Below are 12,058 nucleotides of genomic sequence, written 5' to 3'. Positions count from 1 at the left end.
AAATCAAGGAGTACCCATGAGAAAGAAAGGGTTTAAAGTGCGGCGTAAAAAAAGAAGATCAGGTTTCTTTTTTACCCTGATCTTGTTAATAGTTGCTCTGACCTTAGTGTACCAAGCCCCGCCTATTAAGAAATTGCTTTATCCTTATCCTTACCGGACGTTAATCGAACAGTACGCTGAGCAATACAGTGTTGACCCATTGTTGGTAATTTCGGTGATTCGTGCCGAGAGTAAATTCCTGCCCCAATCCCAATCTCATAAAGGAGCTCTAGGGCTGATGCAGCTAATGCCGGATACAGCTAAGTGGATAGCAGAAACTATCGGAGATGGGGGCTTTGATCAAAGCAAACTACGAGAACCGGAAATGAACATTCAATATGGAACCTGGTACATAGCCAGCTTGCAAAAGGAGTTTAAGGATATCGAGCTCGTCCTGGCCGCCTATAATGGGGGACGGGGTCATGTTAATGAGTGGATTCGAACAGAGCAGCTCAAGGTGGATGATTTAAATACCGAGGATATTCCTTTCCGTGAGACCAGGGAATATGTAGATCGGGTTATGGATAACTATGCTGAATATAAGGAACTCTATGGTATAAAAGAACCACGCCTCAAATGAAGCGTGTTTCTTTATTAATTCTTAAAAAACTGATACACTAAGCGTAGTGATTACCCCGTATAGGTATAGCTTCAATAGTAAGAATTATTCGAAGGAGGTTTTACATAATGAGTGAAGAGTTAAAACTAAAATCCCATTACCAACTAGCGATTATCGGGTGCGGACCGGCAGGGATGTCCGCAGCCCTCAATGCCAAGATTAGAAATAAAGACTTTGTCCTTTTGGGAAGTGACTTTTGCAGTCCCAAACTTGCCAAAGCACCTCAGATTGATAACTATCTGGGCTATCCGGAAATTAATGGGGAAGAACTACGGCAAAACTTTTTTAAACATCTAAAAGCTATGGGAATTGAGATAATTCCCTGGAAGGTTCTTAATATTTACCCCGGACCACCGTTTACCATTGTAGGCAATAATGAATCCTTTGAGGCGGAAGCTGTAGTTTTGGCTACAGGAGTATCACCTACGAAACTGCTCCCCGGTGAGACAGAACTCCTGGGCAGAGGGGTGGGCTATTGCGCCACTTGCGATGGCCCTTTGTACAAGGGAAAAAAAGTAGCCATAGTCTCCTATAGTCATGAGGGAGAAGCCGAGGCCAACTTTATGGCCGAGATTTGCTCAGAAGTCTATTACCTGCCTTTCTACAAAGAGGTGGGGCAGCTCGACCCAAGAATCATTCAGAAAAAGGCTAGGATCAAGGAGATTTTCGGGACCCAAATGGTGGAGAAGTTGATCTTGGATACGGAGGAAATCGCTGTGGATGGTGTGTTCGTCCTGCGGGAAAGCCTGCCCGCTGAACAAATCGCCCCAGGGCTGGAAATGGAGAAAGGGGCCATAAAGGTCAATCGAGATTTAGAAACAAGTATTCCCGGGCTCTTTGCCGCGGGAGACTGCACAGGACAACCCTATCAGCTGAACAAAGCAGTAGGGGAAGGTGGAACCGCTGCCCTTAATGCCATCAAGTATCTGGATGAGATGAAAAAAAGTAAGTGAATACAAAAAGGGGGAGATTCCTAAACGAATTTCCCCTTTATCATATCCTTATTTAAAATACTTACTCCTAAGAGAGGATAACGCTCCTCTAGCATCAACCATATTTGCGCCAGATAGATACTCACAATGTCAAATTACATTTACAGTGTATCTAGTCTTCCCTATACTCTAACAAATCAGCCGGTTGGCACTGAAGTTCACGACAAATGGCTTCAAGTGTAGAAAATCTTATCGCCTTTGCTCTATTATTTTTTAATATCGATAGATTCGCATTAGTAATGTTAACTCTCTCGGCTAACTCCCCAAGGGATATCTTGCGTTTAGCCATCATGATATCCAAATTTATAACTATAGGCATAGTTTACTCCTCATATCGTAAGATCGTTATCATTCTTGATCTCAAGTGCCATTTTAAACACTTCTTTAAGAATTAAGGCTAGGCAACCTAAAATAATATAAATAAAGATTGTCGGCTTTATCGTAAAAGAGGGTGTTCTTATAAGAATAAATCCTTGGGTAGAATGAAGGTTACTTAAGACGTCCAATACGCCTAATATTAAAATACATACTGCGATATTGTGGAATCTGCTAATATTTCTTGTACAAAATGGTTCTCTTGAAACTATAGTAGATATTATCCGTTTAAGTTCGTAGATCATAAAAAACGCTGTACCCCAAAAAATAAAGGCAAAAATACCGGCAATAATTTTATCGGCGTTTATAGCTTGTTCATTGATAAATGGATATAGTGTAAAATACAGAGCGAAAAATACTAAAAATACTAAGACTACATTTAAGAATTTTTGAAGAAAATACGATACAGATTTTCCGGTCATATTAAACCTCCTTATTTTGATTTTATATCCAGATGATACGATTAATTTTATCGAATGTCAATATATATTTATCAATTATCAATAACATTTGCTCGTAAGTATGGGGTGCTTAGACATGATATGTCCTAACACAGGTAAAGAGTACAGGCTGAACACAAAAAGAGGATTCTTCATTATGAAGTGAAGAATCCTCTTTAACAAATTCTCGTGACCTATAACATTATATTACTGCTGCCCCTTCCGAATCAACGGTAAGGGTATATGCTTTAGCCTGTAGCCCATGGGAGCTTAAGGAATCTATCATGGCTTGGGATACCTTCGCCGCCTTGTCCGGTGAGACAAGGGCTAGGATAGTTGGACCGGAGCCACTAAGAGCGGAACCGTATGCCCCGGTTTCGAGAGCGACCTGCAGGGTTTCGGCTAATCCCGGTACAAGGTTTGCCCGCTGGTTTTGATGGAGGCGGTCCTGCATTCCCTCCCTAAGTAAATCAAAGTTCTCGTGGATAAGTGCTTCTACCAGCAGGGCTGTCCGGGAAAGATTAAAGACCGCATCGGCGCGGGAAAGGGAAGCAGGAAGCACTTTGCGGCTTTTTTCCGTGGAAAGGTGGAAATCCGGGACGATCGCCAGGGCTGTAAATTGAGGATTGGAATGTAAAGTACGGGCGATTACCGAGGTTTCGGTGGTGACAGCCAGAGTAATGCCACCTAAAAGGGCAGGGGCCACATTATCCGGGTGTCCTTCGATTTGATTGGCCAGCTGGAGGATTTCCTGTTTGCTTAAGACACCTCCGGCATATTCATTAGCTGCCACAAGCCCGCCCACGATGGCAGCAGAGCTGCTGCCTAAGCCGCGGGTGGGGGGGACATTATTCTCCAACACCAGTGATACAGTAGGAACCTTAAAGTCGATGGCTTCCCATAAAGTGCACATGCACCGCCAGACCAGATTAGTCTCATCTGCGGCTAGGCCTGTGGTATAATCACCGGCTAAGGTAATCCCAAAATTATCGTTATCTTCAATTTGCACAAAGTTATAGAGGGAAAGGGCCATGCCAAGACAATCAAAGCCTGGCCCTAAATTAGCAGAGGTGGCGGGTATTCTGACACGAACCATATGATCCTCCTTAATATTGCAATGTTTAGACTAAAGATACTTCGCCTTGCTCAGTATGACACTCACTCAAGGTCATACTGAACGCAGTGAAGTATCTTGACCCAATAGTACCTTTTCATTATCTAATCATTTAACTCCCCTGATTCAAAGCGAATCACGTTATTTATACAGAGAACCTTGCTATAGGCTCGGACAGAATCTAAGGCTTCCCGGAGTTGGGATTCTTGGCAGGGGTGGGTGACAAGGACGATTTCCGCCTCATGGCGTTTCTTCTGCTTTTGAATAATGGAGGCAAAGCTAACACTGGCTTCAGCAAAAAGCAAAGCCAAAGTAGCTAATACTCGGGGTTCGTCCTTTACCCGCAGCCGGATATAGAAGGCGCTTCGAAAATCTTGTTCGCTTTTAATGTTTAATTCATTATAACAGGTACAATTGATGTTGGCTGTAGAGTTGGTGTTCATATTCCGCACTACCTGAATGATATCGGAAACCACCGCGCTTCCGGTAGGCAAACTACCGGCACCGCGGCCATAGAACATGGTCTCACCTACAGCATCTCCGACTACATAGACAGCATTAAAAACACCACTGACCGCTGCTAAGGGGTGGGTATTTGGTACAAAGGCCGGATGAACCCGCACTTCGATGCCGTCGGCTTGAGACTTGGCCACAGCCAACAGCTTGATCGTGGAGTTTAACTCTCTGGCGTAGGCGATATCTTCGGCAGTGATCTTCGCAATTCCTTCCACATAAACATCATTAACTGTGACACGGGAATTGAAGGCGATGGAAGCAAGGATAGCCAGTTTTCGTGCGGCATCTAAGCCGTCCACATCGGCAGAGGGATCTGCCTCTGCGTATCCTAGTTCTTGGGCTTCCTTAAGAACTTCGTGATAATCCCGGCCTTGCTCGGTCATGGCCGTCAGGATATAGTTGGTGGTTCCATTGATAATCCCTAAGACCTCAGAGATTTTGTTACCGGCCAAAGACTGCTTTAAAGCAGCGATAATGGGAATACCACCGGCTACACTGGCTTCAAAACAAAGGTCTTTACCGGCTTCTTTAGCCGCCTCCAAGAGCTCATGCCCATGAATAGCCAGCAGATCTTTGTTAGCGGTGACTACATTTTTGCCGTTTTTAAAAGCTTCCAATATATAAGTCCGGGCGGGCTCGATGCCTCCCATGACTTCCACTACCACGCTGATGTCGGGATCAGTAAGAACATCAGCGGCTTGGTCGGTCAGGATATAATCACCGGCCACTTTGCGGGGAGCCTGGAGATTACGGACGAGAACTTTCGCTACTTTAATTTTTGTTTGGGAACGGTTCTCTATATCGGTAGCATTTCGCTCAAGAATTTGAATTACGCCGCTACCAACGGTGCCAAGACCTAATAATCCGATCGAAACGACCTGCATGAATTTTCCTCCAATCCCTTTCTTAAAAACAAATGTATCTGTATTGTGGACATTATAATATGGTTTTTTTTCTTTGACAAGAGTTTTTCATTTATGGGTTGACACTCTAATTCGTGTATTATACACTTAGCATAAATAAAAAAATGTATTATAACAGTAGGAAGTGTACCTAGGGTTCCGGGAGCCAATCCGTCTGGTCCGAGCGGTACAGAATCCGGGGCATGGATTTACACCGTGGGCAGAAAAAACCCGAGCGGAAAGTTCCTCTATTGGGTTAGGAACACCGCTCGTTTTTTATACTATCCTAGTAATAGCTTTATATTATTTTTAAGCCCTAATCTAATTAAGATATTACGAAGATGTAAAAATGTGCATTCTTAGTTGGAATCTTGACTGGAAGCCAAGTTCTATAATTTCTCTAAGGGATTTAGAGAAAAAATGTTCTAATTATTTCTATTAATTTGAAGGAGAGGTTCAGTTATGGAAAAGCTAATTTACCTTAAAGGCGATTATGTAACGAAAGAAGAGGCCAAGATTTCTGTATTTGATCATGGTTTTTTATATGGAGACGGAATATTTGAAGGTATTCGGGCTTATCATGGACGTGTTTTTAAATTGGCTGAGCACCTGGATCGTTTATATGAATCTGCTAAGACCATTATGCTGGATATCGGGATTACTAAGAAAGGGATGGAAGAGGTTGTTTGCAGTACCCTTCGCAAGAATAACCTTGATGATGCATATATTCGCTTAGTAGTTTCTCGGGGTGTGGGCGATCTAGGGTTGGATCCTAATAACTGTGCCGGAGCAACCATCATCTGCATTGCCGATCAAATTAAGATCTATCCCCAAGAGATGTATGAAAACGGTCTGGAGGTTAAAACCGTAGCCGTGCGCCGGACTAACCCGGATTCTCTTAGTCCGCGGGTTAAATCCCTAAATTATCTAAACAATATTATGGCAAAAATCGAATCCACCCAAGCAGGAGTAGTCGAAGCCATTATGCTGACCCAAGAGGGATATGTGGTTGAAGGCACTGCCGATAATATCTTCATCCTTCGCCGGGGAGCACTGCTCACACCTCCTCTCTCAGCGGGGTGCTTGGAAGGAGTTACCCGCAACGCTGTTATCGCTTTAGCAAAAGAAACAGGACTCGAAGTGCGGGAGGAGCTCTTTAACCGTCATGATGTTTACAACGCAGAGGAATGTTTCTTGACCGGGACTGCGGCTGAATTGATTCCTGTAGTTAAAGCCGATGGTCGGGTGATTGGTGATGGTAAACCGGGAGCAGTCTTCAAAGGACTCTTGGAGAAATTCCGAGCCTTAACCCTGGTGGATGGGACTCCTATTAATGAGTAAGTTTTTTACCCGCAGACTAAAATGTGTTATCGAGAGTTTGATACTGATTGGTATATAATTTAAAGAGGAAAATATTACTGGGTTAAGCAGAATAGAGATTAATGGTAAAGCGGGGGAGAAAAATGAACAGCGATACTGTAAAGAACGGAATTGATCGGGCCCCACATCGTTCACTTTTAAAAGCCTTGGGACTTACCGATCGTGAAATAAGCAAACCTTTTATTGGCGTAGTGAATTCTTTTACTGAATTAGTACCGGGGCATATGCACCTAAGACAAGTGGCTGAAGCTGTGAAAGCCGGAATTCGGGAAAACGGCGGAACACCCTTTGAGTTTTCCACCGTGGCTGTCTGTGACGGAATTGCCATGGGCCATGAAGGGATGCACTATTCATTGGCTAGCCGGGAGATTGTCGCTGATTCCATAGAAATTATGGCCAAGGGACATCAGCTGGATGCTCTGGTCCTGATCCCCAGCTGTGACAAAGTGGTGCCGGGAATGCTGATGGCTGCCATGCGTTTAAACTTACCGGCTATTGTGGTCAGTGGCGGTCCTATGCTGCCGGGACGTTTTGAAGGAAATACAGTGACTTTGAGTACGGTTTTTGAAGGTGTCGGCCAAGTACACGCCGGTAAAAAAGATGAAGCTTGGCTTCATGAATTGGAAGCAAAAGCTTGTCCAACCTGTGGGTCCTGCGCCGGTATGTTTACGGCTAATTCCATGAATTGTTTAACAGAAGCCCTCGGTATGGCTTTACCGGGCAACGGTACTATTCCGGCAGTTTACTCGGAGCGTTTGGTGTTGGCCAAAGAAACCGGTTACCAAGTGATGGAGCTTTTCCGCCAAAATATTCGGCCTCGGGATATTGTGACAGAAACAACCTTGAAAAACGGAGTAGCTTTGGATATGGCTCTGGGATGCTCTACCAATACCATTCTTCACCTTCCGGCCATCGCTCATGAAGGGGATATTGCTTGGGAGCTAAGCAAGGTTAACGATGTAAGCGAAAAAACTCCGCAAATTTGTAAGCTTGCTCCTGCATCCGAGACCCCCTTAGCAGCTTTGCATGAGGCCGGCGGGGTCAGCGCCGTTCTTAAACAACTCCTGGATGCCGATTTAATCAATGGTTCGGTAATAACTGTTTCCGGAGTAACTATGGCAGAGCGTCTGCAAGGGGCTAAAGTTGTAGATTCCAGTGTTATTCGTCCCCAAAATGACCCATTCTCCCAAAGAGGGGGACTACGCATCCTCTTTGGTAATTTAGCACCTGAAGGAGCGGTAATTAAGCAAGGGGCTCTAAGTAATCAAGATTTTGTTTTCGAAGGAACTGCGAAAGTTTTTAACGGTGAAGTACCCGCTGCCGAGGCTATTCGCAACCTTGAAATAAAAGCCGGTGATGTGGTTGTTATTCGTTATGAAGGACCCAAGGGGGGACCGGGCATGCGGGAGATGTTAGGCCCCACAGCCACTTTAGCCGGAATGGGACTTGATGCCGATGTGGCATTAATCACTGACGGCCGTTTTTCCGGTGCCAGCCGCGGACTCTCCATTGGCCACGTTTCACCGGAAGCAGCTCTCGGGGGAGATATTGCCCTCTTAAAGAATGGGGACACCATTCGTATTGATTTGGGAAAAGGCCGGCTTGAGTGGGTTGTTTCCGAAGAAGAAAGAAACCAACGAAGACAAGAATTCGCAGCTAAAGCAGTCAAACCGGATCATCTCAAACCTGAACTACGAAAAGGCTACCTTGGAAGGTATGCCTACTTCGTACAATCTGCTTCAAAAGGAGCGGCCTTACGACGTGTGAAGGAGGAATAAAGCTTGGGGAAAGAGAAGGAAATTACCACATATGAGACAGGGGCGGCACTTTTACTAGATGCTTTGGCCCAAGAAGGAGTAGAAGTAATATTTGGGTATCCCGGTGGTGCGGTTTTACCCATTTATGATGCTCTTATCAATAGCTCTATCCGGCATCTGTTGCCACGCCACGAGCAGACTGCGGTCCACGCTGCAGACGCCTTTGCTCGGGTTAGCGGTAAAGTGGGGGTCTGTCTCGCCACTTCCGGACCGGGAGCGACAAATTTGGTTACTGGGATTGCTAATGCCTATATGGATTCTATTCCCATCGTAGTCTTAACAGGGCAAGTACCCACCAGTCTTTTGGGAACAGACTCTTTCCAAGAGGTAGATATCGCTGGTATTACCCTACCGATTACCAAGCATTCTTATATTGTCAAAGATCCTCGGCAGATTCCGCGAATTGTCAAGGAAGCCTTTCATATTGCCAGCACCGGCCGTCCCGGTCCGGTCTTAATCGACTTGCCGAAAAATGTTTTGGCAGCCACCGATATAGTGCCGGATTCCGCTGAGCTAAATCTTAAAAGCTATAAATTCTTTACTAAAGGAAATTCGGGCCAAATTGAGGAGGCCGCCCGGGCAATTGCCCAGTCTAAGCGCCCGGTGCTTTATGCCGGAGGTGGGGTAATAACGGCAGAAGCAGATCAAGTTTTACAGGAAGTAGTAGAAATGGCCAATCTCCCGGTTGTGACCACTTTGATGGGAATTGGTAGCATGCCCTCCACCCATCCCAATGTTTTGGGAATGGTGGGTATGCACGGATGCGTTGCGGCCAACTGTGCAGTGGATGATTGTGATCTCCTGATCGCCATAGGTGTACGTTTTGATGATCGGGTCACCAGTGGCTTAGGGCACCGTTTTGCCACTAATGCTAAGATTATTCATATTGATATCGATCCGGCAGAAATTGGTAAAGTAGTGCGGACTGATGTTCCCATTGTTGGTAATGCTAAGTTAGTCTTGGAAGGTTTGAAACCTAAAGTCACAGCTCCTAACATCGATGCATGGTGGGAGCAAATCCGCCGATGGCAGGAAGAAAAACCTACCGTTCCCGATCCCGATATTCTAAACCCGCAAGCGATCATTGAGATCTTGGGAGAATTGGCAGGGGAGAATGCCATAGTTGCCACTGACGTGGGCCAGCACCAAATGTGGGCAGCACAGGGGTATCCTGTGCCGGCACCACGGCATTTTGTTACCAGCGGGGGCCTAGGTACTATGGGCTTTGGTTTACCGGCAGCCATTGGAGCTCAAATAGCTGCTCCTGATGCACCGGTATTTTTGGTAACGGGTGATGGTTCCTTCCAGATGAGTATTCAAGAACTGGCCACCACCGTTCAATACGATCTTCCGGTCAAAATTATTCTTATGAATAATGGAGTACTAGGAATGGTTCGCCAGTTACAAAAGCTCTTTTTAGACGAGCGCTATAGCCAGATTCAGCTTACAGCCAATCCGGACTTTATAAAGATCGCAGCAGCCTACGGCATTCATGGAATACGGGTCACCGAAGTTTCCGAAATTCGTGGTGCCTTGCTGGAAGCTATCAATCACCCGGGTCCCGTGCTGATGGATTTTGTAATCTCAGAAGAAGAAGTAGTTTATCCCATGGTTCCACCTGGGAAACAACTCTCAGAAATGCTGGGGAGGTAGGGAAATGCTGCATACATTAGCTGTTCTTGTCGAAAACAACCCAGGTGTGCTGACTCGGGTAGCCGGTTTATTTGCCCGCCGGGCTTATAACATCAACAGTCTTTCCGTCTGCCAGACGGAAAATCCTGCCATTTCCAGGATGACGATTGTGGTTGATGGGGACGATACAGTCATTGAGCAAGTGTCTAAGCAGCTTCACAAACTGGTTGTTGTCCACAAGGTGACGGACTTAACCAATGAAACCGTTGTCGATCGGGAGCTAGCCTTGGTCCGCATTAAGGTAAAGGCCGATACCCGTCTGGAAATTCTGCAGATCGTAGATGTTTTCAGGGGCCGGGTCGTGGATATGGGTCGAAGCAACTTGACAGTGGAGCTGACCGGAGATGAAGACAAGATTGATGCTTTTGTCAGAACTATCCGTCCCTTTGGCTTGATGGAACTGGTCCGGACCGGAAAAATCGCCATAACTCGCCTCGATAGTTGAAGATAAGAAGATACAGAATTGTTGTAAATATAGTATAAACGTTCTTTTCTGTTGTAGAACAGGATGGTTTATGTTATTATGAAATAGTACTTTTCCATAATCATTTTTTTCGGCCCATAATCAAAAGTTTTTCAAGCAAATTAAGATAATCCACAAGGATTCAAGAAGGAGCGTTTTTATCATGGCAAAAATGTATTATGATTCCGATGCAAGTCTCGAATTACTCCAAGGTAAAACAATTGCAGTAATGGGTTATGGTAGCCAAGGTCATGCTCAAGCCCAGAACTTAAAAGATTCCGGTCTTAACGTGGTTGTCGGTCTTCGCCCTGATTCCCGCCGCTGGAAACAAGCAGAAGAAGCCGGATTAAAAGTCGCTACCGTTGCCGAGGCAGCAGCTCAAGCCGCTGTGATCGTTGTACTTCTTCCCGACGAGCGTCAGGCCGCCGTCTATGAAAAAGATATTAAACCCCATCTTACTTCCGGTAAATCTTTAGTTTTCTCTCACGGTTTTAATATTCATTTTGGCCAAATCGTTCCTCCCGCTGATGTAGATGTGTTTATGGTAGCTCCGAAGAGTCCGGGACACTTAGTTCGCAGAACCTATGAAGAAGGTGCAGGCGTGCCTGGCTTGATTGCCGTTCATCAAGATGCCAGTGGTCGTGCCTATGATCTAGGCTTAGCTTACGCCAAAGGAATCGGCTGTACCCGTGCCGGAGTCTTGGAGACTACCTTCAAGGAAGAAACTGAAACTGACCTCTTTGGCGAACAAGCTGTCCTTTGCGGTGGTGTTTCCGAGTTGATCAAAGCTGGTTTTGAAACTTTAGTAGAAGCCGGTTACCAACCGGAAAGTGCTTATTTTGAGTGCTTGCATGAAATGAAGCTGATCGTTGACCTGATCTATGAAGGCGGCATGAGTTGGATGCGCTATTCTATCTCCGATACCGCTGAGTATGGAGATATGGTAGTGGGTAAACGCATCATTACTGATGAAACCCGTAAAGAAATGAAAAAAGTCCTTGCGGAGATTCAAGACGGAACCTTTGCCAAGAACTGGCTCCTAGAGAACCAAACCAACCGTCCTTTCTTTAACGCCACCGAACGTAAAGATGCTGAGCACGCAATCGAAAAAGTCGGAGCTGAGCTTCGTGCTATGATGCCTTTCATCAAAAAACGCGGTATATAATTTGCCCCATAACTCCTCGTTAGCCTTAAAATTTCCCATTATCAGGTCACCCAAATTTTTTGTGCGCTTTGTTCGAATAAACAAAGCGCATCGTTCTATAGAGAGGAAAGGGGAATTGAGACAGTATGGCAATGACGATTACTGAGAAGATTCTTGCTGAACACGCCGGTCTGGATTCGGTCGCACCCGGCCAACTGATTACTGGCAGATTAGATCTGACCTTGGCTAATGATATCACCGGTCCCGTTTCCATCCGGGAATTCGAAAAGTTCGGTGTAGAAACTGTCTGGGACAAGACTAAAGTCGCCTTAGTTCCTGACCATTTTACTCCCAATAAAGATATTGCTTCCGCTGAATTAAGCAAAACCATGCGTGAATTTGCCAAAGAACAAGGGATTGTTCATTACTGGGAGCAGGGAAGAGTAGGGGTAGAGCACTGTCTACTTCCTGAACAAGGAGTTACTTTGCCCGGTGATGTGATTATCGGAGCAGATTCACACACGTGTACTTACGGTGCTTTGGGAGCCTTTGCCACCGGCGTAGG

Annotated in this window: 12 protein-coding genes; 8 read left to right on the top strand and 4 right to left on the bottom strand. The window is 45.5% G+C overall.

The window, feature by feature from the left end; genetic code table 11:
• Positions 1 to 16 precede the first annotated feature (16 nt).
• Both AC1U9U_RS12600 and AC1U9U_RS12595 read left to right on the top strand, forming a co-directional pair.
• Positions 17 to 619: a lytic transglycosylase domain-containing protein gene (locus AC1U9U_RS12600; protein WP_479960915.1), complete on the top strand. Its 603-nt coding sequence runs from the start codon at positions 17 to 19 to the stop codon at positions 617 to 619.
• A 107-nt stretch (positions 620 to 726) separates the two neighbouring features.
• Entirely contained in the window at positions 727 to 1,611 is an 885-nt protein-coding gene (locus AC1U9U_RS12595) for an NAD(P)/FAD-dependent oxidoreductase (protein ID WP_479960913.1), read from the top strand.
• 151 nt (positions 1,612 to 1,762) lie between these two features.
• Here the strand turns inward: AC1U9U_RS12595 and AC1U9U_RS12590 are convergent, their stop codons facing one another.
• The 4 genes from AC1U9U_RS12590 to AC1U9U_RS12575 all read right to left on the bottom strand — a co-directional run bounded on the left by AC1U9U_RS12590 (position 1,763) and on the right by AC1U9U_RS12575 (position 4,979).
• On the bottom strand, positions 1,763 to 1,969 hold the full coding sequence (locus AC1U9U_RS12590) for a helix-turn-helix domain-containing protein (RefSeq protein ID WP_479960912.1): 207 nt from the start codon (positions 1,967 to 1,969) through the stop codon (positions 1,763 to 1,765).
• Positions 1,970 to 1,979: 10 nt separating this feature from the next.
• On the bottom strand, positions 1,980 to 2,447 hold the full coding sequence (locus tag AC1U9U_RS12585; RefSeq protein WP_479960911.1) for a DUF2975 domain-containing protein: 468 nt from the start codon (positions 2,445 to 2,447) through the stop codon (positions 1,980 to 1,982).
• Between the two features lie 220 nt (positions 2,448 to 2,667).
• A complete protein-coding gene (gene thrB, locus AC1U9U_RS12580; RefSeq protein WP_479960910.1) occupies positions 2,668 to 3,561 on the bottom strand; it encodes a homoserine kinase in 894 nt (297 codons plus the stop codon).
• Positions 3,562 to 3,683: 122 nt separating this feature from the next.
• Complete coding sequence (locus tag AC1U9U_RS12575) at positions 3,684 to 4,979, bottom strand: homoserine dehydrogenase (RefSeq protein ID WP_479960909.1); 1,296 nt, start codon at positions 4,977 to 4,979, stop codon at positions 3,684 to 3,686.
• A 480-nt stretch (positions 4,980 to 5,459) separates the two neighbouring features.
• Between AC1U9U_RS12575 and ilvE the strand changes: the two genes are divergently transcribed.
• From ilvE to AC1U9U_RS12545, 6 genes are all read left to right on the top strand, one after another.
• Entirely contained in the window at positions 5,460 to 6,338 is an 879-nt protein-coding gene (gene ilvE, locus AC1U9U_RS12570) for a branched-chain-amino-acid transaminase (RefSeq protein WP_479960908.1), read from the top strand.
• Between the two features lie 122 nt (positions 6,339 to 6,460).
• The gene (gene ilvD, locus AC1U9U_RS12565) at positions 6,461 to 8,155 is read left to right on the top strand and encodes a dihydroxy-acid dehydratase (protein WP_479960907.1); all 1,695 of its coding nucleotides are present in this window, start codon (positions 6,461 to 6,463) and stop codon (positions 8,153 to 8,155) included.
• A gap of 3 nt (positions 8,156 to 8,158) precedes the next feature.
• Complete coding sequence (gene ilvB / locus AC1U9U_RS12560) at positions 8,159 to 9,847, top strand: biosynthetic-type acetolactate synthase large subunit (RefSeq protein ID WP_479960906.1); 1,689 nt, start codon at positions 8,159 to 8,161, stop codon at positions 9,845 to 9,847.
• Between the two features lie 4 nt (positions 9,848 to 9,851).
• Positions 9,852 to 10,331, top strand: coding sequence for an acetolactate synthase small subunit (gene ilvN / locus AC1U9U_RS12555; protein WP_479960905.1), 480 nt, complete (start codon positions 9,852 to 9,854; stop codon positions 10,329 to 10,331).
• Positions 10,332 to 10,509: 178 nt separating this feature from the next.
• A complete protein-coding gene (gene ilvC / locus AC1U9U_RS12550) occupies positions 10,510 to 11,514 on the top strand; it encodes a ketol-acid reductoisomerase (protein ID WP_479960914.1) in 1,005 nt (334 codons plus the stop codon).
• A gap of 125 nt (positions 11,515 to 11,639) precedes the next feature.
• Positions 11,640 to 12,058 (top strand): aconitase family protein (locus AC1U9U_RS12545; protein WP_479960904.1); only part of this gene is annotated, 419 nt, incomplete at its 3' end.

This window comes from Desulfitobacterium sp. (genome assembly GCF_982384815.1).
Note: the sequence above shows the minus strand (reverse complement) of the source record. Positions and strands in the feature narration are given on the sequence as shown.